21 protein-coding genes and 1 pseudogene are annotated in these 22807 nt (G+C 74.4%); 12 read left to right on the forward strand and 10 right to left on the reverse strand.

The window, feature by feature from the left end:
• Positions 1–73: 73 nt before the first annotated feature.
• The 6 genes and pseudogenes from ACQP26_RS28245 to ACQP26_RS28270 form a co-directional block, all read left to right on the forward strand.
• Positions 74–1654, forward strand: a pseudogene (locus ACQP26_RS28245) (nitrate- and nitrite sensing domain-containing protein); the annotation flags it as partial.
• Between the two features lie 1038 nt (positions 1655–2692).
• A complete protein-coding gene (locus ACQP26_RS28250; RefSeq protein WP_013288866.1) occupies positions 2693–3157 on the forward strand; it encodes a roadblock/LC7 domain-containing protein in 465 nt (154 codons plus the stop codon).
• On the forward strand, positions 3154–3603 hold the full coding sequence (locus ACQP26_RS28255) for a DUF742 domain-containing protein (RefSeq protein WP_269703772.1): 450 nt from the start codon (positions 3154–3156) through the stop codon (positions 3601–3603). Before ACQP26_RS28250 ends, ACQP26_RS28255 begins: the two co-directional genes overlap by 4 nt.
• Positions 3581–4342, forward strand: a complete 762-nt coding sequence (locus tag ACQP26_RS28260; protein WP_269703771.1) for a GTP-binding protein — start codon at positions 3581–3583, stop codon at positions 4340–4342. The genes ACQP26_RS28255 and ACQP26_RS28260 overlap by 23 nt, the downstream gene beginning before the upstream one ends.
• A 47-nt stretch (positions 4343–4389) precedes the next feature.
• Positions 4390–4884: a hypothetical protein gene (locus tag ACQP26_RS28265; RefSeq protein ID WP_269703769.1), complete on the forward strand. Its 495-nt coding sequence runs from the start codon at positions 4390–4392 to the stop codon at positions 4882–4884.
• Between the two features lie 37 nt (positions 4885–4921).
• A complete protein-coding gene (locus ACQP26_RS28270; RefSeq protein WP_433494425.1) occupies positions 4922–7165 on the forward strand; it encodes an AAA family ATPase in 2244 nt (747 codons plus the stop codon).
• A gap of 37 nt (positions 7166–7202) precedes the next feature.
• On the opposite strand, the gene ACQP26_RS28275 is transcribed toward ACQP26_RS28270, so the two are convergent.
• The 4 genes from ACQP26_RS28275 to ACQP26_RS28290 form a co-directional block, all read right to left on the reverse strand.
• Positions 7203–8234 (reverse strand): SRPBCC family protein, encoded by a 1032-nt coding sequence (locus ACQP26_RS28275; RefSeq protein ID WP_269703767.1) that lies wholly within the window; start codon positions 8232–8234, stop codon positions 7203–7205.
• A 3-nt stretch (positions 8235–8237) separates the two neighbouring features.
• A complete protein-coding gene (locus tag ACQP26_RS28280) occupies positions 8238–8651 on the reverse strand; it encodes a hypothetical protein (protein WP_433494426.1) in 414 nt (137 codons plus the stop codon).
• A gap of 164 nt (positions 8652–8815) precedes the next feature.
• Positions 8816–9325: a GNAT family N-acetyltransferase gene (locus ACQP26_RS28285; protein ID WP_194801874.1), complete on the reverse strand. Its 510-nt coding sequence runs from the start codon at positions 9323–9325 to the stop codon at positions 8816–8818.
• A 150-nt stretch (positions 9326–9475) separates the two neighbouring features.
• Positions 9476–10378 carry a hypothetical protein gene (locus tag ACQP26_RS28290; RefSeq protein WP_281579622.1) on the reverse strand — a complete coding sequence of 301 codons (903 nt, stop codon included), beginning with the start codon at positions 10376–10378 and terminating at the stop codon, positions 9476–9478.
• A 152-nt stretch (positions 10379–10530) separates the two neighbouring features.
• On the opposite strand from ACQP26_RS28290, the gene ACQP26_RS28295 reads away from it, so the two are divergent.
• A complete protein-coding gene (locus ACQP26_RS28295; RefSeq protein WP_013288875.1) occupies positions 10531–10743 on the forward strand; it encodes a hypothetical protein in 213 nt (70 codons plus the stop codon).
• A gap of 6 nt (positions 10744–10749) precedes the next feature.
• Here the strand turns inward: ACQP26_RS28295 and ACQP26_RS28300 are convergent, their stop codons facing one another.
• The 4 genes from ACQP26_RS28300 to ACQP26_RS28315 form a co-directional block, all read right to left on the reverse strand.
• Positions 10750–11214, reverse strand: a complete 465-nt coding sequence (locus tag ACQP26_RS28300; RefSeq protein ID WP_433494427.1) for a DUF3263 domain-containing protein — start codon at positions 11212–11214, stop codon at positions 10750–10752.
• Between the two features lie 136 nt (positions 11215–11350).
• On the reverse strand, positions 11351–12364 hold the full coding sequence (locus ACQP26_RS28305; protein WP_433494428.1) for an ABC transporter permease subunit: 1014 nt from the start codon (positions 12362–12364) through the stop codon (positions 11351–11353).
• Positions 12361–13272 (reverse strand): ATP-binding cassette domain-containing protein, encoded by a 912-nt coding sequence (locus tag ACQP26_RS28310; RefSeq protein ID WP_176722825.1) that lies wholly within the window; start codon positions 13270–13272, stop codon positions 12361–12363. The genes ACQP26_RS28305 and ACQP26_RS28310 overlap by 4 nt, the downstream gene beginning before the upstream one ends.
• Positions 13273–13511: 239 nt before the next feature.
• Positions 13512–14297 (reverse strand): DeoR/GlpR family DNA-binding transcription regulator, encoded by a 786-nt coding sequence (locus ACQP26_RS28315; RefSeq protein ID WP_281579618.1) that lies wholly within the window; start codon positions 14295–14297, stop codon positions 13512–13514.
• A gap of 200 nt (positions 14298–14497) precedes the next feature.
• Here ACQP26_RS28315 and ACQP26_RS28320 point away from each other — a divergent pair, with 200 nt between their 5' ends.
• The 3 genes from ACQP26_RS28320 to nagA all read left to right on the forward strand — a co-directional run bounded on the left by ACQP26_RS28320 (position 14498) and on the right by nagA (position 17545).
• A complete protein-coding gene (locus ACQP26_RS28320; RefSeq protein ID WP_433494429.1) occupies positions 14498–15427 on the forward strand; it encodes an SIS domain-containing protein in 930 nt (309 codons plus the stop codon).
• 130 nt (positions 15428–15557) lie between these two features.
• Positions 15558–16439: an ROK family protein gene (locus ACQP26_RS28325; RefSeq protein WP_433496215.1), complete on the forward strand. Its 882-nt coding sequence runs from the start codon at positions 15558–15560 to the stop codon at positions 16437–16439.
• Entirely contained in the window at positions 16436–17545 is a 1110-nt protein-coding gene (nagA, locus tag ACQP26_RS28330) for an N-acetylglucosamine-6-phosphate deacetylase (protein WP_281579615.1), read from the forward strand. Before ACQP26_RS28325 ends, nagA begins: the two co-directional genes overlap by 4 nt.
• 12 nt (positions 17546–17557) lie before the next feature.
• Here nagA and ACQP26_RS28335 read toward each other — a convergent pair whose 3' ends face one another.
• Positions 17558–18766, reverse strand: a complete 1209-nt coding sequence (locus ACQP26_RS28335; protein ID WP_433494430.1) for a DUF4032 domain-containing protein — start codon at positions 18764–18766, stop codon at positions 17558–17560.
• Positions 18767–18907: 141 nt separating this feature from the next.
• Between ACQP26_RS28335 and ACQP26_RS28340 the strand changes: the two genes are divergently transcribed.
• Both ACQP26_RS28340 and ACQP26_RS28345 read left to right on the forward strand, forming a co-directional pair.
• On the forward strand, positions 18908–19651 hold the full coding sequence (locus ACQP26_RS28340) for a phosphatase PAP2 family protein (RefSeq protein ID WP_433496216.1): 744 nt from the start codon (positions 18908–18910) through the stop codon (positions 19649–19651).
• Positions 19652–19698: 47 nt separating this feature from the next.
• Positions 19699–20940, forward strand: coding sequence for an APC family permease (locus ACQP26_RS28345; protein ID WP_433494431.1), 1242 nt, complete (start codon positions 19699–19701; stop codon positions 20938–20940).
• A gap of 9 nt (positions 20941–20949) precedes the next feature.
• Here ACQP26_RS28345 and ACQP26_RS28350 read toward each other — a convergent pair whose 3' ends face one another.
• Positions 20950–22734, reverse strand: a complete 1785-nt coding sequence (locus tag ACQP26_RS28350; RefSeq protein ID WP_433494432.1) for a potassium channel family protein — start codon at positions 22732–22734, stop codon at positions 20950–20952.
• Between the last annotated feature and the right edge of the window lie 73 nt (positions 22735–22807).

The raw sequence follows: 22807 nt of genomic DNA on the forward strand, positions 1-22807 counted from the left end.
CACGGCCCAGCGGGCCGCCGACACCGCCGAGACCGTCCGCATCGCCAGCCGGGTCGGCAGCCTGGTCCAGGACATGCAGCAGGAACGCCTGCTCTCGGTCGGTCTGCTGCTCGGGCGGGTGAGCCGCACCGAGCTGATCCAGAAGTCGGCCACCGTCGACGACCGGGTCGCCGACCTGCGCGCCGAGTCGCTGCCCGCGCCGGTCCGGGAGAGCCTCGACGGGGTACGCCGGCTGGAGGACGTCCGGAACGCCACGCTCGCCGGCCGGGCCACGCCGCAGCAGATCCTGACCGTGTTCGGCGAGGTCGACACCGCCCTGATCGACGCGTTGCGGCTGCCCTTCCAGGTGGACACCGACACCGCGGCCGGACGGCAGGTGCTCGCCCTGGACGCGCTGCTGCGCGTCGACGAGGCACTGAGCTCGTGCACCACCCAGATCGTGCTGGTCAAGGCGACGGGCGATCCGCTGGTGGCGCGGTCGTTCGTGGCGTGCATGGCGGGGCTCAATGTCGACAACCGGCGGTTCCGCAAGCTGATCACGCCCGAGCAGCTGAAGGTGGCCGAGCTGGACGACGCGGCGGTGGCCGCCCGGACCAGCCCGACGTTCCTGGTGGACAGCCTCCGGGACCCGGTCGGAGCGATCGCGCCGGTGCCGCTGGACGTGCTGTTCCCCTCGGCCCGGTCGATGATCACGTTGGGCCAGTTCGTGGAGAAGAAGGTCGTCGCGGACGTCATCGCGGAGACCCGCGCCCGGGAACGGGAGGCCCTGACCGCGGCCTGGCTGGTCAGCCTGGCGGCGGCGGCCATCCTGCTCGTCGTGGTGCTGCTGAGCATGACTGTGGCGCGGACGGTGGCCCGGCCGCTGAGCCGGCTGACCCGCTCCGCCGAGCGGGTCGCCCGGGTCACCGAGGCCGAGCTGACCCGGGTCGCCGACGACGAGTCCGAAACGGTCCCCCCGGTACGCCTCGACCCGGTGGAGGTCAGCGCCCGGGACGAGATCGGCGAGCTGGCCCGCGCGTTCGACCGGGTGCAGCACACCGCCGCCCGCCTGGTCGAGCGGCAGGTCGCCGGGCGGCGCAACGTGGCGCAGATGTTCGGCCACGTCGGCCGCCGTACGCAGAACCTGGTCGGCCGCCAGATCGCGCTCATCGACCGGCTGGAACGGCAGGAGACCGACCCGGGCCGCCTGGAGCACCTCTACCGGCTGGACCACATCTCCAGCCGGTTGCGCCGCAACGCGGGCAGCCTGGTGGTGCTCTCCGGCGCCACCGGCTCGGACGGTCACGTGGCGCCGGTCCCGCTGGCCGACGTGGTCCGGCTCGCGCTCGGTGAGATCGAGGACTACACCCGCGTCGACGTGGAGGTCCCGCCCGGCGTGGCGGCGGCCCCCGCCATCGCCGGCGACCTGGTGCTGACGCTCGCCGAGCTGATGGAGAACGCCACCTCGTTCTCGCCGCCGCACACCCGCGTGGTGGTGACCGGTGAGCTGACCGACGGCGGAGCCCGGCTGGTCGTGGTCGACCACGGCATCGGCCTGACCGGGGACCGGATGGCCGAGGAGAACGCCCGGTTCACCCGGCGGGAACGCCTCGACCTCGCCCCGACCGAGGTACTCGGCCTGTTCGTGGTCGGCCGGCTGGCCCGCCGGCACGGCTGGAGCGTCCGGCTCAGCCACACCCCCGGTGGCGGCGTCACCGCGGCCCTGGAGATCCCGGGCGCCTCGCTCGTGATCCGCCGGCCCGAGCCGGTCGGCGTCGGCGCCGGCCGGGCCGCCGTGCCCGGCACCCACGCCCCGGAGCCACCGGCCGCCGAGGCGCCGACCGGCTTCGACGCCGAACTGCTCAGCCGTGCCACCCGCAGCATGTCCAGCGGCGACCCGTGGAACGCCTTCGGCAACCAGGCCGACACCGCGGAGCCCGCCGAGGACCAGGGCCCGAGCGCGGGCGGTCCGCCGCCGGTCTGGCCGCCGTCGGCCGTACCGCCGGCGCGTCCCGCGCACCTCGCCCCGCCGACCCCGGTCGCCGGCCCGGCCCCGGCCGCTCCCCGGCCGCCGGGCCGGCGACCGGCCCGACCCTGTCACCGCCGGCCACCCGCCCGGCGCTCGCACCGCAGCACGGTCCGGCCCTGGCACCGCAGCACGGTCCGGGGTCGCGCCGCAGCACCGTCCGGCGCTCGCGCCGCCGCCCGGTGCCGCCCGCCCGCCGGCACCGGCCGGCCCACCGGCCGCCGTGCCGGCGCCGACCGGACCCAACCCGGTCGGCCCGCCCGCCGGCCGGCCCGGTACCCGGTCGCCGATCCGGCAGCGGGTACCCGGCGCGAACCTGCCGGCCGCCCCACCTGCTCCACCTGCCCCACCCGCCGGTCCGGCCGGACCGGCCACCGGCGGGCCGCTGATCGGCGTACCGGCGGATCCGTCGAGCGTCCGAGCACTGGTCGAGGCGTTCCAGGACGGCGTACGACGGGCCGAGGGCGCGGTCGATCCCACGCCCCCGGCGGCGGAACGGCCCCGGCTCAGCCGCCGGGTGCCGGGCGCGAACCTGTCCGTGGCACCGACCCAGTCCGTGCCACCCACCAGTTCCGACCCCGGCGACCCCGTCGAGGTCCGCAACCGGATCAGCGAGTTCGAGGCGGGCGTCGCCCGTGCTCTGCGCGAAGTCAGTACCGACCGCCGCTACGAAGAGGACCCATCACGGTGACCAGCCCCTTCCTCCACGAGAACGTCGAACAGAGCACCACAGGGGACCTCAGTCCCGAGGCACGCACCTTCAACTGGCTGCTCGACTCGTTCACCTCCAGCACCGCCGGGGTGATGGAGGCGATCGCGGTCTCCTCGGACGGGCTGCTGATGGCCATGTCCGCGATCAAGGACCGGTCCAACGCGGAACGACTCGCCGCGGTGGTCTCCGGCATGACGAGCCTCGCCGGGGGTGCCGCGAGCTGGTACGCACTAGGCGCGCTCAACCGGGTGATCGTCGACATGGCCGAGGGATACCTGCTGATCAGCGCGATCAGCAGCGGCTCGGTACTCGGCGTCGTCGCCGACCGCACGGCGAACCTGGGCACCGTGGCGTACGAGATGACGCTGTTCGCCGGCCGCGCCGGCGGTGCCCTGAGTCCGCGCCTGATAGCCGAACTGAAGAACGCCGTACAGCAATGATCCCAGGGGCCGCCGGCGCGGACCCGGAGCCGGAGCCCGGCGTCCGGATCCGCCCCTTCCTGAACGCGTCCGCTCCAGCGCCGGAGCCGGACGCGGGCGACGGGGAGCCGACCGGCCCACGCCCCTTCGTGCTGACCTCCGGACGGGTGGACGGCGACCCGGCGATCGGCCTGGAGACCCAGGTCACCGCTCGTCCGGGCAGCACATCGTGGGCGGTGACCGCCCGGTTGGCCCCGGAACTGGCGGCGATCGTCGCGATCTGCGCCGAGCCTGTCTCGGTGGCCGAGATCTCCGCCCGGACCCGGATGCACTTCGGGGTGACCCGGGTGCTGGTCGGCGACCTCCGGGCCGCCGGCCATCTCGACGTGCACGTCGCGGACGTCGACGACGCCCTCGATCCCGACATCATCCTGCGAGTGATTGATGGACTTCGTGCGATCTCCTGAATGGCCGGCGGCCGCCACGGGCGGGCCGGCCGCGAACAGCGCCCCGAGCCGCTACGGCGGCCCGGCGCCGCTCATCGGCCGGGCCACGCCGCCCCCGCCCACCCCGCCGCTGCCGTACCTGCCGCCCGGCGCGCCGCCGGCCGAACCGGCTCCGATCGTCAGCCGGGTGCCGGCGCCCCGGCCGCCGATCCCGGTCAAGATCCTCATCGCCGGCGGCTTCGGGGTCGGCAAGACCACCACCGTCGGCGCGATCTCCGAGATCGCGCCGCTGACCACCGAGGCGGAGATGACCACCGCCGGCATCGGCATCGACGACCCGGGCGGGGTCGACGGGAAGACCACCACCACCGTGGCCATGGACTTCGGCTGCGTGACCATCGACCGCAGCCTGAAGCTCTACCTCTTCGGTACGCCCGGCCAGGCGCGCTTCGGGTTCATGTGGGACGACCTGGCTCGGGGCGCGCTCGGCGCGCTCGTGGTGGTGGACAGCGCCCGGCTCGACGACTGCTACCCGGCGATCGACTTCTTCGAGCGGTCCGGGCTGCCGTTCGCGGTGGGCGTCAACGCCTTCGACGGCCGGCTGGCCCTGGACCTGCCGTCGATCCGCTGGGCGCTGGCGATCGCCGAGCACGTACCGCTGGTGCAGTTCGACGCCCGGGACCGCCTCTCGGTGCGGGACGCCCTGCTCGTCGTCCTGGACCGCGCGCTGGACCGGGCCACCCGATCCCGGGCAGGCTGAGAACTGGCAGTCGTTTCGATCCGTTGTCTGGCGAAGGGGTGGACGCCATGAGAGGTGATCTGGACGAGACACTGGCCCGGATGGCACGGCGCGAGGAGGCGCTGCGCCGCCGGGCGCCGATGCCCGGCGAGCCGGGCGGGACGCCCGAGCGGGACGTGCCCGCGGAGGCGGCGGACGAGCCGGGCGACGGGCGGGCGGGGCACGGCGCGTACCGGCTGCGCGGTGGTGAGGCGCCGGTGCGGCGCGACCCGGTCGAGGAGGTCGCCGAGGCGGTCCGGCGGGTGGTGGCGGACCACCCCGGGCTCGCCGTGACGCTGCGCGTGGAACTGGGCGAGCAGGCGTACCCGCTGCGGGTCTCCTGGTCCGGCACGGCCGTGACGGTGGGCGCGGCGGCACCGCCCGCGCCGCCGCCCGCGTGGCCCATGTCGGTGAAGACGGTGCCCGCACCCGGCCACGACCCGCTGGAGACCGACCCGGCGGCCCGGCTGGCCGAGATGATCCGCCGCGACCCCTCGCTGCTGGACGACCCGGGCCCGCGCTGACCCGGCACCCGATGATCGGGGCGGCTACTGTCGGCGGGTGGCCGAACCCGACCTGACCCTGACCGCGACGCTGCGGCCGGCCGCGCTCGACGCCCGTCGCGGCGTGGTGCGCCTGCACCCCGAGGTACTCACCGCGCTGGCGCTGCGCCCCGGCGACCCGGTACGCCTCACCGGCCGGCGCGTCACCGCCGGCATCGCGGCCGCCGCCGAGGCGAGCACCAGCGGCGCCCTGCTGCACGCCGACGACCTGCTCCTGGGCAATCTCGGCCTGCGGGCCGGCGGCCAGGTCACGGTGAGCCCGATACCGGCGACCCCGGCACGCCGGCTCACCCTGTCCGGCCCGGCCGCGGTGGTCGCCGCGGTCCCGCCGGAGATGCTGCGGCTCGCGCTGCTCGGCAAGGTGGTCACCGCCGGGGACGACGTCTCACTGCTGCCGCAGGACGTGCTGCCGGACGCCGCCGTGCGCGGCCTGATCGAAGCCGCGCGGCGCAGTCTCGCCAGTTCCGTCGGGTACGCCTGGACCAGCACGCTGCTCACCGTCGTCTCGGCCGAACCGGCGGTCGGCGCACTCGTCACCATGGACACGGTGGTGGGCTGGGAACACGGCCCCGCCACCCGCGGCTCCGGCCCGGCGACCTCGGCCTCCACCGCGCGGGACGCCGCTCCCTCCACCGCGTCGGGCGGAACGGAAGCCGCCGGGGACCTGCTCGGCCCGGAGGACGCGCCCGACGTGGACGAGCTGCCCGGCCTGCGCGCCCAGGCCGAGGAGCTGACCGAACTGCTGGACCTGGGCTTCCACCACCGCGAGGTGCTGGGCCGGCTCGGCACCACCGTCTCGCTCGGCGTGCTGGTGGAGGGCCCGGCCGGCTCGGGCAAGTCCGCGCTCGTGCGTGCCGTCGCCGCCAAGGTCGGTGCGGGCGTACGGCCGCTCTGGGCACCGGAACTGGCAGCGCTCAGCAACGACGCGGCGGCCCGCCGGCTGCGCGAGGCGGCCTCGGCGGTACGCGCCGGTGGTCCCGCCGTGCTGCTGGTCACCGACGTGGAGTCGATCGCCCCGGCCGACGAGCCGGGTCCGCTGGCCACTGTGTTCCGCCAGGTGGTGGCCGAGACGCTGCGGGCCGGCGCCGCAGTGGTGTGCACCAGCGGGCGCCCCGAGGCGGTGGACCCGGCGCTGCGCGGCCCGGACCTGCTCGCGCTGCGGATCACCGTGCCGCTGCCCGACGCGGCGTTGCGCCGGGAACAGCTGACGGTGCTGACCCGTGAGGTGCCGCTCGCCGGTGACGTCCGGCTGGACGAGGTGGCCGGCCGTACGCCCGGGTTCGTCGCGGCGGACCTGGCGGCGCTGGTGCGCGAGGCCGGGGTCCGCGCGGCGCTGCGGCAGAAGACTGCGGAGACGCCGACGGTGGCGATGGCCGACTTCACCGCCGCGCTGGAGGTGGTCCGCCCGACCACGATGTCGGCGTCCACGCTGGAGCTGGCGTCGGTGACGCTGGACGACGTGGGCGGGCTGCACGAGGTCAAGCAGACGCTCACCGAGTCGGTGCTCTGGCCGCTGACCTATCCGGACACGTTCGCCCGGCTGGGCGTGACGCCGCCGCGTGGGGTGCTGCTCTACGGCCCGCCCGGCTGCGGCAAGACCTACCTGGTGACCGCGCTGGCCGGGTCCGGGCGGGCCAACGTGCTGTCGGTGAAGGGCGCGGAGCTGCTCTCGAAGTGGGTGGGTGAGAGCGAACGGGCGGTCCGGGAGCTGTTCCGCCGCGCCCGCCAGGCCGCGCCCACTCTCGTCTTCCTCGACGAGGTGGACGCGCTGGCCCCGGTACGCGGGCAGGCCACCGACGGCGGCACGACCGACCGGGTGGTGGCGGCGCTGCTCACCGAACTGGACGGCGTGGAGGCGCTGCGCAACGTGGTGGTGGTCGGCGCGACCAACCGGCCGGAGCTGGTCGACCCGGCGCTGCTGCGCCCCGGCCGGCTGGAACGCCTCGTCTACGTGCCGCCACCGGACGGCCCGGCCCGCACGGAGATCCTCCGCGCCTCCGCCCGGGACGTCCCGCTCGCCCCGGACGTGGACCTCGACGCGCTCGGCACCGAACTGGACGGCTTCTCCGCCGCCGACTGCGCCGCGCTGATCCGGGAGGCGGCGCTGGCCGCCATGCGGGAGTCGCTGGAGGCGAGCACGGTGAACGCCGCGCACGTCGAGGCGGCCCGGAACCGTGTCCGGCCCTCGCTGGACCCGGTGCAACTCGCGCACCTCGAGACGTACGCCGCCGACCGGTCCTGACGGGCCGCCCGACGGTCAGCTCTCGTCGAGGCGGCGGTCAGCTGTCGTCGCGGCGGCGGGCGGCGGGGCGGCGGGGCCGCTCCGGGACGCGGCGGCGGCGCTCGGATTCACGCTGTGCGCGTACCGGCCTGCTGCGGGCACGCTCCGGCGCGGTGAGGACCGGCTCGTCGGCGTACTCGTCGTCGTCGAAGTCCTCGCCCTCGTCGTAGGCGGCGTACTCGTCGTCGGCCGCCCCGGCGTCGCCCCGCTCCTCCCGCAGCGCGGTCTCGTGGTCCTTGACGACCTGCGAGTCCTCGATCTCGCCGCGCCAGCCCTCGACCGCGTCCGGGTCGAGCACGGTCCGGGTCATCACGTGCCGGACGAAGTGCTTCAGCTCCAGCCGGACCCGGCGGCCCTGGGCGCGCCACAGGTTGCCGGTGTGCTCGAAGAAGCCCTGCGGGTGGTACTCCAGCACGACCAGGATCCGGGTCAGCTCCGGGGCGACCTCGTGGAAGCTCACAGTGCCGTCGACCGAGCCCTTCTCGCCCTTGGACCGCCAGTGGATCAACCGGTCCGGGATCTGCCGGACGATCGTCGACTCCCAGGTCCGGTGCGACCAGAGCACCTGCGCCTTCCAGGTCATCTTCTCGTCGGCGTCGCAGTCGGCCTGCTCGACCTTCTTCATGAAGCTCGGGAAGTCACCGAACGTCGTCCACTGGTTGTAAGCGACCCGGACCGGCACGCCGACCTCGATTGTCTCGACGATGTTGGTGACCTTGAGCGTCTTGCCGCCGTCCCGGCCACCCTTGCGACCGAACGCCGCCATCAGCTTCTCCTTACCGCCGGCCACGCCGGCATGGAACATGGCCTTCACCGGGGAGGCGCCACCGGCCAGCCGCTGCGCGCCGGTGGCCGCGGCGACCAGGCCCGGGTCGCCGCCCTGCTTCGCGTACTCGCTGAGCCGCCCGGTGGCATCGGTGACCCGATCGGTGACCGCCTGCACGGCGCGTTCACCGAGGGCCGTGGCGAGGTTGCGCAGCTCGCCGCCGATCTCGTCGCGTACCCGGTCGGTGAGGTTGCTCGTCGCCACGACTCACCGCCCCCGATCGGCTCGGGCGGGCACCGGCGCGGCGGGCTGGTCGTCCAGCTCCGGCTCCTCGTCGGGCGCGGAACGCTCGGCGTCCGGCCGGCCCGTGCCGCTCCTGCGGCGCAACGCGTCGGCACCCCCGCGCAGGCGTCCGCCGATGGCGTCGATGCCGTTGCCGGCAGCGGCGGTCGCGGCAGCCCGCCCGGCGGCCACCAGCGGCGGGCCCAGCCCGCCGAGGTTACGCAGTTGCGGGTTCGCGGCGACCAGGTTCGCGCCGAGCTGCTTGAGGCCCCCCGGGCGCTGGCTGGCCCGCCCGGCGGCGACCGCCGCGGCGAGCGTCAGCGCGGTACGCATCTTCCTGCGGCGACCCAGCAGGTAGCCGAATCCCACCGCCAACGCCACTCGTGCTCCGCTTTTCATCCACACTCCTTCGCACTCCCCGGGAGGCGGACGTCGCGCTCCCGGAGAGGCGGGCAGTACCCGTCATCCCATTGGCAAAACATTTCCGCAGGAGTGCGAAATCGCCCAGCGAGGCGGCGCTGAGCAGGAGAAACGCAGCCGGGGTGAATGCGGGGAAAAGCGGTTCAGCGGATCGGCAGGGCGGAATCCAGCGACATTCGGGCGTGCAGTTTTCCGTCTTCCTCGCGTAATTCCGCGCCGCATTTGCGCAGCACCGAGATCGCGCCCGCGTTGTCCGGCGTGGTGTCCGCGACCACCGTGTGCATCCCGGCCGCCGCGGCGGCGTGCAGCAACTGCCGCAGCGCGGCGGCACCCAGGCCCCGGCCTCGCGCGGACCGGCCGAGCCACATGCCGGTCTCCACGGTGCCCGGCTCGTCCCGGCGGGTCATCCGCACCATGCCGACCACCTCACCGCCGGAGACGATCGCGTACATGGCCGTGCCGGTCGGGCCGTTGAGCCCGCCGAGGCTGGCGCGGTGGAACTCGCGGAACGCGTCACGGCGGGCCAGCGACCAGCCCGCCGGGGCGTCCACCGGAGGCATGACGTCCTCCGGTTCCGCCTCAGCCGCCGCTACGGAGAGCAACGGTTCCAGGTTCCGTTCGTCCACCGGCTCCAGCCGTACCGCACCCGTCACGTCGCGCAGTCTGCCGCCCGCCGTCCGGGTCGTCCACCGCTTTGGGGAGGGATTGCCGCTATGGCCGACCGCCTCGTCCGGTCGTACCCCCGGGGTGTTCCCGCCTCACGCTGCGTTGTCATCCGACCGGTCGTTCCGGGGTGAGTGTGGTCACGTCGACGGGCCGAACTCGCAGAGCACCACCGAGGCGTCATCGGTGCGCTTGCGCCGGCGCAGCCGGTCCGGGTGGTCCCGCTCGGCCACGCGGACCCGGTCGATCAGCCCTTCCGGGCCCTCCACCGCCAGCACCTCCAGCAGCCCGGCCCAGTCGAACAGGCCGAACTGGTCGACAGCGCAGGACGCCCCGTCGCTGAGCAGCGCGGCCCGGCGCAGCGCTCCCGGACCGCGCAGCGGAAGCGTCCCGGTGAGCGCGTGGTACGCCGCGTCCGGATCGCTCGCCGCCGCCCAGTAGCCGTGGGTGCGGTTCATCCGGGTGCGCTGCACGGTCGTGGCGCGCCGGAACCGGGTGGCCGGGTCGGTGTCGCCGTCGGGCAGCGCGGCGGCGCTGCGGCGCAGGTCCGCCACCGCGTCCGCGAGCCGGTCGTCGGTGACCACCTCGATCCCCCGGTCGGTGTCGAGCACCAGCGGGCTGTCGCAGAGCACCAGGTGGTCGACCCGGTCGCCGCTGTGCCGGAGCAGGCAGACGGTGGACGACGGGGTGCCCGGATGATCGAGGTCGCACATCCCGCCGTGGTCGGCCCGTACCGCGAGGATCGCCGCCGCGAGACTGCTCATGAGCGTGGCCGCGGGGCGGGCCGCGACCGCCAGGCCGATCCGGGCGGCCAGGTGCCGGACGTACCAGGCGGGACCGTGCACGCAGCCGGTGTCGAATCCCTCGGGCACGGTGGCCCCGTCGAGGACGCCGACGAGCGGGCCGAACCGGAAGACGACGTCCTCGTTCTCCGGACGACCGGGCGCCGGGTCGGACGCGGAACGCACCCGCATCACCGGCGCCTCCGCAGCCGGGCGCGCCGGGCTGCTGCCGATCGCGTACCGGCGGTCTGGTGCCCCCATCGTCGGCCTCCGTTCCTCGTCGCCGGCCGCCTACCCGGACCGCGCCCGGTCATCCGCCACCGACCCCGATCGTGGTAACCGTGCGTCATCTTCACCGGACCTTCGGTAGCGTCGGACGCGACCGGGTCGGTCCCGGTGACAGGGGGTACGACATGTTGGAGCGGTTGCACGAAGGTGGCATCCGGGCGGAGCACGCCTACCTCGCCGGATTCGTCAGCATCGGCCTCTCGGTCACCAGCTGGTTCCTCTCCAAGCACATGGAGCGCGCCGGGGTGGCGCGGGCGGACCGCTGGGGCATCTTCATCGGCGAGTGGGCGCCGACGTTCTTCGCCATCGGCAACGGGCTGCGCACGTACGAGAAGTGAGGCCGGTCAGCGTCGCCGGTTACGGGCCCGCGACGAGCGCAGCCGGCGCAGCCGGCCGATCAGCACCGGCTCGGCGGCGAGCGCGGCCGGGTGGTCGAGCAGGGCGTTGAGCAGCTGGTAGTAGCGGGTCGCGGAGAGCCCGAACGTGTCCCGGATGGCCTGTTCCTTGGCGCCGGCGTGCTTCCACCACTGCGCCTCGAAGGCGAGGATCCGCTGCTCCCGCTCGGTGAGGCCGGCCGGCGTCGTGCCCGCGGCGCCCGTATCCGCCGCTTCCGGACCGGGCTGCTCGACCGGCGCGGTGGACTCGACAGGCGGCGACCCGGGCCGAACGGACTCCGACGGCTCCGACGGTGCGGTGGACTCGACGGGCGGAGCGGTGCGCGGTGGCGGAACCGTCCCGCCCGCGTGGCGCGTACCCGCTGCCGGGCCGGACCGGTCGACGGCGGCCCGCTGCGAGGCGTCGGCGGACATGGCGCTCCTCTCCGACGGCGGGTGACCGGCACGCGGAGCGCGCCGGCCGGGGGAGCCCCAGCGTAACCAGGGCCGCCCTCGGCCGCATCGGACGCGGGGTCCGCGCCGCCGGGGCGAGCCGGCGGCGCGGACCAGGTCAGGCGATGTCCCGCCGCCGCATCGTCCAGAACGCGGCCACGACCGCGCCCACCAGGGCCACGCCGAACACCACAGCCGACTGCTGCCAGGTGACCACGTACGTGGCCGGCTCGCAGGCGCCCTGGGAGAACTGGCAGGTGTCGTAGTCGAACAGTTCCGCCTGCTTCAGGAACCACGACTGGGCGTACGTGGAGAGCACGTACCGGTCACCGAACTGCACCCCGAGCACGGCGACCGCGATCCGGATGCCGATCTCACTCACCGCGAAGATGCCCACCGCCGCGCCGAGCGCCATCGCCGTGTGCCGGCCCAGCGAGGCCAGCGCGAACCCGACCGCCGCCACGAGGAGCGTCATGCCCAGCGCGCGCAGCCCGTCCAGCCCGATCGACTGCCACACCCCGGCGGTCATCTTCGCGGTGCTGCCCCGCTGGTCGGCGATCAGCCAGAACGCCGCCGTCCAGAGCGCGCCGAGCACCACGGTCAGGCCGAACACCGTGGTCAGCAGGGCGGCCAGCTTCGTGCCCAGCACGGTCAGCCGCTTCGGTCGCCACAGCAGCAGGTTCATCATCCCGCCGGTGTTCCACTCGGCGCCCACGAAGGAGGCGCCGACGATGAAGCCGAACAGCGCCACGGAGGCGGCGAACACGGCGATGAACATGGGGAACTCGGCCCGGAAGTCGAACTGGTACGGCAGGTACCACTTCGCCTCGAACATGTCGGGCTGCGGCTGGTAGTCCTTGCCGCAGTTCGGGCCGTACCGCTCCTCGGTCTTCTCGCCGCGCGCCTGGGCCGCCTCGCACTCCGCGACGTTACGCTTCCAGTCCGTCATCGCGGACTGGTAGTCGTTGTTCGCCTTGGCCTCGGCCTCGGCCACCACCACGGGCGAGAGCTTCTCGCTGGAGAAACTGAACGCGGTCGCGACGGTGGCCAGGCCGAGCACCAGCAGCACGAGCATCAGCCGGGTCACCCGGCGCTTGCCGAGCCGGCGCAGCTCGGTGACGAACAGGCTCATGCGCCCCAACCTCCTGCGGTGCCGGTCTGGTCGACCTTGGCGGACTGATCGACCTGACGGTGCTGGCCGGGGACCGGCGCGGTGGCGGTCAGTTCGAGGAAGACGCTCTCCAGGTCGACGGCGACCGGGGTGAGCTCGCTGACGTACAGGCCCTGCTCGGCGAGCAGCCGGCTGACGGTGGCCGGCTTGTCCACACCGGACAGCATCAGGTGGTCCGGCTCGGCGGTCACGCCGACCCCGGCACGGCTGAGCGCGTCGGCGGCCTGGGGCAGATCGTCGACCGCCTCCAGGCGTACCCGCACGGCGCCCTGGGAGTGGGCCGCGAGCACCTGGTCGACCGGCCCGAACGCGACCCGGCGGCCGAGCGAGATGATGGTGACCGAGTCACAGATGAGCTGGATCTCGCCCAGGATGTGGCTGGAGAGCACCACAGTCATCCCGGCCTCGGACAGCTCCCGCATCAGCCCGCGCATCTCCCGGATGCCGCCCGGGTCGAGGCCGTTCGCCGGCTCGTCGAGGATCAGCAGCTTGGGGTTCTTGAGCAGCGCGGACGCGACCGCGAGGCGCTGCTTCATGCCGAGCGAGTAGGTCTTGACCCGCTCACCCGCCCGGTCGCGCAGCCCGACCAGCTCCAGCACCTCGTCCACGCGCTGCTTGGGCAGCTCACCCGCCTGGGCGAGCAGGCCCAGCGTGTCCCGCGCGCTGAAGTGCGGGAAGAACTGCGGACTCTCCACGATGGCACCGACCTGCCCGGCGACGGCCGGCAGCGCGTGCGGCAGCTCCTGACCGAGGATCGCCATCCGGCCGCCGTTCGGCTTGATCAGGCCGAGCAGCGTACGCAGCGTGGTGGTCTTGCCCGAACCGTTCGGGCCGAGGAAGCCGTGCACCTGGCCGGCTTCCACTCGCATGTCGAAGCCGTCGAGCGCGTGGCGAACCCCGCGCTTCCGGCTCCGGTACGTCTTGCGGAGACCTTCGATCTCCAGGACAGCCGACACAGCTGACCTCCCCCGATAAGTAGGCGTCAGCGACACCATACGCGGTATGCACCGGAAGGCAATACCCGGTATGCAGTGTCGGCGTGTCAAGGCGTGTTAAAAGGGGGCCCCGCCTCTACCGCAGGCGTTAAGAAGGGGCCCTTCCTTGCGCGTCAGGCGCAGACGACGTGGACTCCGGCGTCGCGGAACGCCGCCACCACGTCCGGCGACGCGCCGGAGTCGGTCACCAGCGTCTCGATCCGGTCCACCGGGCAGATCCGGGCGAACGCGTGCCCACCGAGCTTCGACGAATCGGCTATCACCACGACCCGCTTGGCCCGGGCCACCATGAGGCTGTTCATGGCCGCCTCGCCCTCGTGGTGCGCGGCGGCGCCGAGCTGCGGGTCGATCGCGTCCACGCCGAGCAGCGCGACGTCGAGCGTGACCTCGCGCAGCAGCGCCCCGCCGAGCGGGCCGACCAGCTCGAACGACTTGGGCCGCACCACGCCGCCGGCCACCACCACCTTCATCCGCGAGCGCACCAGCAGCTCGTTGGCGATGTTCAGCGCGTTGGTGACCACGGTGAGCTGGGCGCCTTCGGCGCTGGTGTTGAGGTCCGGGCGGACGGCGAGCGCCCGCGCCACCTCGGTGCTCGTGGTGCCGCCGTTGAGGCCGACCACGGTGCCCGGCGACACCAGCGCGGCGGCGGCGGCGCCGATCCGCTGCTTCTCGGCCGAGTGCTTCGCCGTCTTGTAGCGCAGCGGCAGGTCGTAGGAGACACCGTTGGCGACCGCGCCACCCCGGGTACGGGTGATCATCTGCTGCTGGGCGAGCTGGTCGAAGTCGCGCCGGATGGTGGCCTGGGAGACCTCGAGCCGCCCGGCCGCCTCCTCGACGCTGACCCGGCCGCTGTCGGTCAGCATCTCCAGCAGCGCGTTCCAGCGCGCGTAGCGGTCCACCGCGGGGCCCTCCCCTGACTGTGCGTGAACGGTGATCGGTTGCGTGCACACTAGTGCGCGAAACTCGGTCCGCGCAAAAGCCTCCGCTGCGCGAACTTGGAGACAGTTGCCACAACCACGCCGCTTCGCGCAGAATGACGCGCGAAAGACGGCAGTATCGCGCCGTATTGCGCAAGGGTTTTCCCCGGCGAGGAGTTGTCATGGCGTACGTGCACGCGGAGATCGCGAGCCAGCCCGACTGCTGGCGGGAGGCGGCGCGACTCGCCCCGACCGTCGCCACGCACCTGCCGCGTCCCGGCGAGCGGGTCGCCGTGGTCGGTTGCGGCACGTCGTGGTTCATGGCCATGGCGTACGCCGGGCTGCGCGAGGCCGCCGGCCAGGGCGAGACCGACGCCTTCCAGGCTAGCGAGTTCCCGGCCGGCCGCCGCTACGACCGGCTGATCGCGATCACCCGCTCCGGCACCACCACCGAGGTGCTCGACCTGCTCACCGCGCTGCGCGGGGAGATCCCCACCACGGTCCTGGTCGGCGACCCGGACTCGGCCGCCGTGACGCTCGCCGACGCCACCGTCGCGCTGCCCTTCGCCGACGAGCGGGCGGTGGTGCACACCCGCTTCGCCACCACCGCGCTCGCGCTGCTGCGCGCCCACCTCGGGGAGGACCTCGGGCGGCTGGCCGCCGACGCCGAGGTGGCCGTACGGGCCCCGCTGCCGATCGACCCGGCCGGCATCGAGCAGGTCACCTTCCTCGGTCGCGGCTGGACCGTCGGGCTGGCCCAGGAGGCCGCGCTGAAGTGCCGCGAGGCGGCCACGTTCTGGGCCGAGGCGTACCCGGCCATGGACTACCGCCACGGCCCGATCTCGGTCGCCGCGCCCGGCCGCCTGGTCTGGGCGCTCGGCGAGATCCCGGACGGCCTGCCCGAGGACGTGGCCGCCACCGGCGCCGCGTTCGTGCACAGCCGCACGCACGGCTGGCGTACGGTGCTGACGAGCTGGTCCGCAGGCCGCAACCCGGTCGACCCGATGGCCGACCTGATCCTGGCCCAGCGCTTCGCGGTCGCGCTCGCCACCACCCGCGGCCTCGACCCGGACGCGCCGCGCCATCTCACCCGGTCCGTGGTCCTGGCATGAGCGAACGCACCGAGCGCAGCGAGGGCCGTGAGCGCATGCCCAGGCAGCACCGCGTGAGCGAGCGAAGCGAGCCCACGGCGTGAGCCGCGGCGACGAGGTCGTCGTCGCGCTGGACGTGGGCGGCACCGGGATGAAGTGCGCCCTGGTCCGGCCGGACGGCACGACTGTGCACACCGAACGGCACGCCACCGGCGCGCAGCGCGGCCCGGAGGCGGTGGTCGGCACCATCCTCGACGTGGCCGAAGGGCTGGCCGGCAAGGCCCGCGCCGACGGTCGTACCCCGGTGGCCTGCGGCATCGCCGTACCCGGTGTGGTCGACGAGGCGCGTGGCGTGGCGGTCTGGTCGGCGAACGTGGGCTTCCGGGACGTACCCCTGCGGGAGCTGGCGGGCACGCGGCTGGGACTGCCCGCGGCGCTCGGCCACGACGTGCGTGCCGGCGGCCTGGCCGAGGCGCGGCTCGGCGCCGGGCGGGACGCCGGGCACGTGCTGTTCGTCGCGATCGGCACCGGCATCGCCGCCGCCCACGTGGTCGACGGGTCGGCCGCCACCGGCGCGCACGGCGCCGCCGGGGAGATCGGCCACATCCTGGTACGCCCCGGCGGCCCGCGCTGCGGGTGCGGGCGGGCCGGCTGCCTGGAGGCGGTGTCGTCGGCCTCGGCGATCGGGCGCCGGTACGCGGAGCTGTCCGGCGCGCCCACCACCGCCGCCGAGGTGGCCGACCGGGCCGCCGCCGGTGAACCGCTCGCCGTCGAGGTGTGGCAGGACGCGGTCGAGGCGCTCGCCGACGGACTCGCCACCGGGCAGGCGCTCTACGATGTGTCGACAGTGGTGCTCGGCGGCGGGCTGGCCCAGGCCGGTCCCCGGCTGTTCGACCCGCTGCGGACGGCGTTGCGCGAGCGGCTGACGTTCCACCGCGAGCCGCGCCTGGTCGCGGCCGACCTCGGTGACGAGGCCGGCTGCCTGGGCGCCGCCCTGCTGGCCCTGGACACCCTGGCGAAGGAGAGTCGATGACCCGGCGCGTGACCGGCAAGGTGGTGACCCCGACCGGCGTCATCCGGCAGGGTTGCGTGGAGATCGCGGACGGGCGGATCACCGCTGTCGCCGAGTACCCGTCGGTGCGCGACGGCCACTGGATCGTGCCGGGCTTCGTGGACATGCACACCCACGGCGGCGGCGGGCACACGTTCACCACGGGCGACCCGGAGTCGGCGCGGCAGGCCGCCGCGTTCCACCTCGCTCACGGCACCACCACGCTGCTGGCGAGCCTGGTCAGTTCCCCGTTTGAGCTGATGCGCGACGCCACCGCCGCCTTCCGCCCGCTGGTGGAGTCCGGCGTGCTGGCCGGCGTCCACTACGAGGGCCCGTACCTGTCCGGCGACCGCTGCGGCGCGCAGAACCCGGAGTTCCTGCGCGACCCGTCCACCGCCGAGCTGACCGAGCTGATCGAGCTGGGCGGCGGCGCCGTACGCATGGTGACGCTCGCGCCCGAGCGGGACGGCGCCACCAAGGCGATCGAGCTGCTGGTGGCGAGCGGCGTGGTGGCGGCGATCGGGCACACCGACGCCACCTGGGAGCAGACCCGGGCGGCGGTGGCTGCGGGCGCGACCGTCGGCACCCACCTGTTCAACGGGATGCGCCCGGTGCACCACCGCGAGCCCGGCCCGGTGGTGGCGCTGCTGGAGGCCCCGAACGTGGTGTGCGAGCTGGTCGCCGACGGGGTGCACCTGCACGACGGCATGCTCGGTTTCGCCACCTCGGTGGCGGGCCCGGATCGGGCCGCGCTGATCACCGACGCGATGGCCGCCGCCGGGATGCCGGACGGCGAGTACGAGCTGGGCGGCCAGGCGGTCACAGTGGCCGACGGGGTGGCCCGGCTGAGCCGCGACGGCGCGATCGCCGGCAGCACCCTCACCATGGACGCGGCGCTGCGGCACGCGGTCGGCGCGGGCGTGGCCCTGCCGGACGCCTGCCGGATGGTCGCCACCACCCCGGCCCGCGCGATCGGCCTCGGCGACCGGGTGGGTGCGCTGCGCACCGGCCTGCGCGCCGATCTGGTGATGCTGGACGACGACCTGAACGTGGTACGGGTGATGCGCGGCGGCGACTGGGTGGAGTGACCCGCCCGGCCGTCAGGTGGTGGGCACCTCGACGCCGAGCACGGCCTGCTCGTCCGGCCGGTGCACCAGCACGTCGGCCAGGTACGACTGCACCGCCCGGCGCATTCCGACGTCCCGCCCGGCCTGCTCGGAGAGCAGCCACTTGTGCTCGATGATCTGGGCGAACAGTTCCTGCGGCTCCAGCTTGCGGCGCAGGTGCCCGGGCACCGCCCGGACCACCGGCTCGAAGACCTCGGTCAGCCAGCGGTGCGCCGCCTGCTGCTCGTCGGTCAGGTCGCTCTCCAGCCGGTAGGCGTCCAGGTCGTTGAGGAGCCTGCGGGCCTGGTTCTCCTCGGCGTCCAGGCCGGTCAGGCGCAGCAGCCGCCGGGTGTGGTAGCCGGCGTCGACCACCTTCGGCCGGACCAGATAGCGCCCGTTGTCGACAGTCGACATGGCCACCTCGGCCACGTCGAAGCCCAGCTCGTTGAGGCGGCGGATGCGGCGCTCGATGTCGTGCCGGGCGGCGCGCTCCACCTGCTGCTCGTAGGTGATCTCGTGCCAGAGCCGCTCGTAGCGCTGCACGACCTCCTCGCAGACCACCTCCGGGTCGATCGACTCGTGCAGCAGGCCGGCGGCCTGGAGGTCGAGCGCCTCACCGAAGATGTTGACCCGGGCGATCTCCAGGTCCTCGCCGCGCTGGCCGTTGGACAGCGACGGGTGCAGCGCGCCGGTCTCGGCGTCGACCAGGTAGGCGGCGAACGCGCCCGCGTCCCGCCGGAACAGGGTGTTCGACAGCGAGCAGTCGCCCCAGAAGAAGCCGGTCAGGTGCATCCGCACGATGAGCGCGGCCAGCGCGTCCAGCAGCCGGTTCATCGTCTCCGGGCGCAGCGTGTTGGAGAACAGCGCCCGGTAGGGCAGCGAGAACTGCAGGTGCCGGGTGATCAGCACCGGGTCCAGCGGCTCGCCGTCGTCGGTCTGCCGGTCGGCCACGATCGCGATGGCCTCGACCGACGGGAAGTCGATCCGCTCCAGCGCCCGCAGCAGGTCGTACTCGCGCTCGGCGACCCGCTCGCCGGTCTCCTTCACCGCGTAGACGTACCCGCCGAGCCGGACGAACCGCACGATGTGCCGCGAGATGCCCTGGGGCAGCGCCACCAGGTGCTCGGCAGGCCACTGCTCCAGCGGTGTCGACCAGGGGAGGTCGAGCAGCGCCGGGTCGACGAGGGCCGAGGTGATCCGCACGGCAACCAGTGTGACCGCTGACCCCCGCGCCGCGCCTCCCTTCGTGGCTGGGCACACAGCCGCCGATGCCCGCGCCGCCCGGCCACCGCCGGCGGCCGGTAGCGTGGTCGCGTGCGTCAGACCTCAGGGGTACGCGGTGACCTGCGGCTGCGGCCGGTCCGGCCGGCCGGGTGGTGGTTCGACGGGCTGCTGCTCGCGTCCGTGGTGGCGATCACCGTGGCACTCGCCTCCGGTCACCTGTTCGGGCTCGACCGGGCGGTGGCCGACTGGTCCGACGACAACCGCCCGGCCGCCGCCCGCTGGGTGGCGATCACGCTGAACCTGCTCGGCCAGGGCACCCCGCTGACGCTGCTCGCGGCCGGGCTGGGCGTGCTGCTGGCGCTGCGGCTGCGCTCGGTACGGCCGCTGCTGCCGCCGGTGGTCGGGTTCGTGCTCACGTTCTTCACGATCGGCCCGCTGAAGGTGTGGACGGCCCGCCCGGCGCCGAGCGCCTCGGTCAAGGAGCCGTTCCTGTCACCCGAACAGTCGCTGCCGCTGTTCCAGCACGACCTGCCGGTGCGTTTCGCGCAGTCGTACCCGTCCGGCCACGTCGCCAACGCGATCGTCTGGTACGGCGTACTGGCTCTGCTGCTGGCCCCGCTCGTGCGGTCCTTCGGCCGTACCGTCCCGCCCCGGCTGGTCACTGTGGTCCGGGTGGTGCCCCCGGCGGTGGTCTTCTGCACCACCGTCTACCTGGGCTGGCACTGGCTGACCGACTCGGTCGCCGGGCTGCTGCTCGGCCTGCTGCTGGACCGTCTGCTGCACCGGGTGCCCTGGGACGACCTGCCGCTGCCCCGCCGCCTCGGTGACCGGGGCCGTCCGGTCGCCTGGTCCGCGCCGCGCTGAGCGGACGACGGCACCCGCTGTTCACCCCGGGCTCCTAGGCTGCCGGGGTGGAACAGCTGGCGCGGCGCCTCGGCGTACCCGATGCGGTGGTCATCGGTCTCGGCTCGATGCTCGGCGCGGGCGTCTTCGTGGTCTTCGCCCCGGCCGCCGCGGCGGCCGGCGGTCCCGGCCTGCTGGTCGCGCTGGCGGTCGCCGGTTTCATCGCCTACTGCAACGCGACCAGCTCGGCCCGGCTCGCCGCCCGCTACCCCGAGTCCGGCGGCACCTACGTCTACGGCCGGGAACGGCTGCACCCGTTCGCGGGATTCCTGGCCGGCTGGGGCTTCGTGGTCGGCAAGACGGCGAGCTGCGCGGCCATGGCACTGACCGTCGGGGCGTACCTGTGGCCGGGGCGGGCGCGGCTCGTCGCAGTCCTTGCGGTGGTGGCGGTGACGGCGGTGAACCTGCGCGGCATCGGCAAGACCGCCACCGCCACCCGGGTCCTCGTCGCGGTGGTGCTGACGGTGCTCGCCGTGGTGGCGGTGACCGGCGCGCCGCAGGTGGCCGCCGACCGGCTCACCGCCCCCGCCGACCTCGGGGCGGGCGGTGTGCTGACCGCCGCAGGGCTGCTGTTCTTCGCCTTCGCCGGGTACGCGCGGATCGCCACGCTGGGCGAGGAGGTACGCGACCCGGAGCGCACCATCCCCCGGGCGGTGCCGCTGGCGCTCGGCGCGGTGCTGGCGATCTACCTGGCGCTCGCGGTGGTCGCGCTCGGCGTCCTCGGCGCCGACCGGCTGGCCGCCACCGACGCGCCGCTGGTCGAGGTGGTGACCGCCGCCGGGCACCCGGGGCTGGCCTGGCTGGTCCGGGCCGGTGCCGCCGTCGCGGTGACCGGGGTGCTGCTGTCGCTGCTGGCGGGCGTCGGCCGGACCACACTGGCGATGGCCCGCCGCCGGGACCTACCCGGTGCGCTCGCGGCGGTCCATCCGCGCCACCGGGTGCCGCACCGCGCCGAACTGGCGGTGGCCGCCGTGGTGATCGCCGTCGTGACCGTCGGCGACGTCCGGGGCGCGATCGGCTTCTCCAGCTGCACCGTGCTGGTCTACTACGCGATCACCAACGCGTCCGCGCTGACCCTCGGCCCGGAACCGGCCCGACGCGTCCCGGTACGGCTGCTCGCCGCGCTCGGGCTCGTCGGCTGCCTGGTGCTGGCGGTCAACCTGCCGCTGCCGAGCGTGCTCGCCGGGTTCGGCGTGCTCGCCCTCGGCGCACTCGGGTACGCGATCCGCCGCCGTCGTCGACCTGCCTGACGCAGCCGGTCACTCCTGTGGGCGGCGTGCGGCGGGTGGACCGGTGGGCGCCGGTGGCGGCGCGGGCGTGGTCTCCCGGAGCAGCGCGGTCAGCCCGGACCGCCGGGCCACCACGGTCAGCCGGTCACCGGCCTGGATCACCATGCGCGGGTCGGCCGACCAGTCGGCCTTCTGGTTCGGTCGGGCGTGCGCGAGCAGGCGCACCTCGCCCGGCCGGGCCACCGCGCTCAGCGGACGCCCGTCCAGCGGCGAACCGGCCACCACCGGCACCTCGGTGACCAGCAGCGCGTGCCTGTCGACCGGGATGGTGGCGATCACCGCGCGGTCCAGCAGGGCCACCGCGAACGCCGGCGCGGCCAGATAGGACACGCTGCGCGAGATGCCGATGCCGAACGCCTGCTGGATCCGCTCGGCGAAGTCGCCGTCGAACAGCCGCAGCACCACCCGCAGATCCCGGTCGAGGGACCGGGCGATCAGCGCGGCCCGCAGGTTCGTCCCGTCGTCGGTGGACACCACGACGAGCGCCTGGCAGGTGTCCACCGAGGCGGACCGGAGCGTCTCCTCCCGGCCCGCGTCGCCCACGATCACCGGCACGCCCAGCCGGCGCGCCAGCGCGGCGCCGCGCGCGTCCGGGTTCTTGTCGATCGCCACCACCTCGACGCCGAAGTCGTGCAGCTGCGCCATCACCCGGGTGCCGATGTTGCCCAGACCGACCATCACCACGTGCCCGGAGCGGTCCGGCTGGACCCGGCCGGCGTGCAGCGCCAGCCGGGCGTTCACGACGCCGTCGACCACGGCGGCCGTGATCAGCGGGATCAGCGCCAGCCCGGCCAGGTTGAGCACCACCTGCATCACCTGCGCGGCGACCGGCTTGTTGACGTCCGGGTCCTGCCCGGTGAGCGTGGTGACCAGCGTCAGGTAGACCGCCTCGCTCCAGCTCACGTCCGCGGCCCGGGCGTTGAGCCAGCCCAGCGCCGCGATCACCCCGAGCAGCACCAGCACCGCGATACCGATCTTGCGGGTGGCGAAGTGGCGGACCGCGCGCAGCAGCACGGCCATCGGCTGCCGGCGCCGCCGCGCCCGTACCAGCCGCCGCGCGGCAACCTCGGTGCCCGCCGGCCGCCCGGTCGCCTCGGCCAGCACCACGTCGGCCGCCGCCTCGTCCGCGGGCAGCACCCGAACCAGGTCCGGATCCGTGGTCACGGCCAGGCCGCAGACCACGTCCTGCGGGCGTACGTCGTCACGGCGGGCCACGTAGAGCGTGCGCCCCGCGTGCCGGAAGTGCGTCGGCGCCACCTCGCCCAGCGCGGCGGCCACGAAGGCGGGCGCGGCCATCGAGGCGTCGGAGAGCACCGCCGAGTCGGGGAAGAGCTGCCGCAGCCCGTCCGCCAGGTTGGTGTTGAACATCCGCACCACCAGGCGCAGCCGCGACTCGACCTCCTGGGCGCAGAGCGCGGCGTGCATGTTGCCCACGTCGTCCTGGTGCAACAGGGCCAGCCCGGCCGCGCCGGCCAGCCCGGCCCGGCGGAACGCGGCCTCGTCGAGCCGTTCCGCCGTGACCACCCGTACCCCCGGCACGTCCCGGCCGTCGGGGCCCTCGGACCGGCGGCGGCCCGGCACCACGAGCGTGACCCGAACCCGGCCGTCGGCGTTGTCGGTGGCGAGCAGCGACCGGACCACCCAGTAGGCGAGCGGGTCCGAGCCGCAGACGACGTAGTGGGGGCGTTCGTCACCGTTCATCCGGAGCCGCCAGCCGGTCGCGCGGCGCGCCCGGTCGCGCAGAGGCTCGGCCATGCCCGGATCGTAGTCAGCCGCTCGCGATCCGCGCAGCCCCGGCGATCATGAACGCATGGTGGGGCCGGGTACG

This window comes from Micromonospora sp. CA-248089 (assembly GCF_050948515.1).
Classification (GTDB): Bacteria; Actinomycetota; Actinomycetes; order Mycobacteriales; family Micromonosporaceae; genus Micromonospora.

Excerpts from the sequence above, each read along its gene's own strand:
- ACQP26_RS28280 (WP_433494426.1), bottom strand. The coding sequence starts at position 8,651 with ATGAAAAGCGGAGCACGAGTGGCGTTGGCGGTGGGATTCGGCTACCTG.
- ACQP26_RS28295 (WP_013288875.1), top strand. The coding sequence starts at position 10,531 with ATGTTGGAGCGGTTGCACGAAGGTGGCATCCGGGCGGAGCACGCCTAC.
- ACQP26_RS28310 (WP_176722825.1), bottom strand. The coding sequence starts at position 13,272 with ATGCGAGTGGAAGCCGGCCAGGTGCACGGCTTCCTCGGCCCGAACGGT.
- ACQP26_RS28320 (WP_433494429.1), top strand. The coding sequence starts at position 14,498 with ATGGCGTACGTGCACGCGGAGATCGCGAGCCAGCCCGACTGCTGGCGG.
- ACQP26_RS28255 (WP_269703772.1), top strand. The coding sequence starts at position 3,154 with ATGATCCCAGGGGCCGCCGGCGCGGACCCGGAGCCGGAGCCCGGCGTC.
- ACQP26_RS28305 (WP_433494428.1), bottom strand. The coding sequence starts at position 12,364 with ATGAGCCTGTTCGTCACCGAGCTGCGCCGGCTCGGCAAGCGCCGGGTG.
- ACQP26_RS28300 (WP_433494427.1), bottom strand. The coding sequence starts at position 11,214 with ATGTCCGCCGACGCCTCGCAGCGGGCCGCCGTCGACCGGTCCGGCCCG.
- ACQP26_RS28260 (WP_269703771.1), top strand. The coding sequence starts at position 3,581 with ATGGACTTCGTGCGATCTCCTGAATGGCCGGCGGCCGCCACGGGCGGG.
- ACQP26_RS28265 (WP_269703769.1), top strand. The coding sequence starts at position 4,390 with ATGAGAGGTGATCTGGACGAGACACTGGCCCGGATGGCACGGCGCGAG.
- ACQP26_RS28290 (WP_281579622.1), bottom strand. The coding sequence starts at position 10,378 with ATGGGGGCACCAGACCGCCGGTACGCGATCGGCAGCAGCCCGGCGCGC.
- ACQP26_RS28325 (WP_433496215.1), top strand. The coding sequence starts at position 15,558 with ATGAAGTGCGCCCTGGTCCGGCCGGACGGCACGACTGTGCACACCGAA.
- nagA (WP_281579615.1), top strand. The coding sequence starts at position 16,436 with ATGACCCGGCGCGTGACCGGCAAGGTGGTGACCCCGACCGGCGTCATC.
- ACQP26_RS28350 (WP_433494432.1), bottom strand. The coding sequence starts at position 22,734 with ATGGCCGAGCCTCTGCGCGACCGGGCGCGCCGCGCGACCGGCTGGCGG.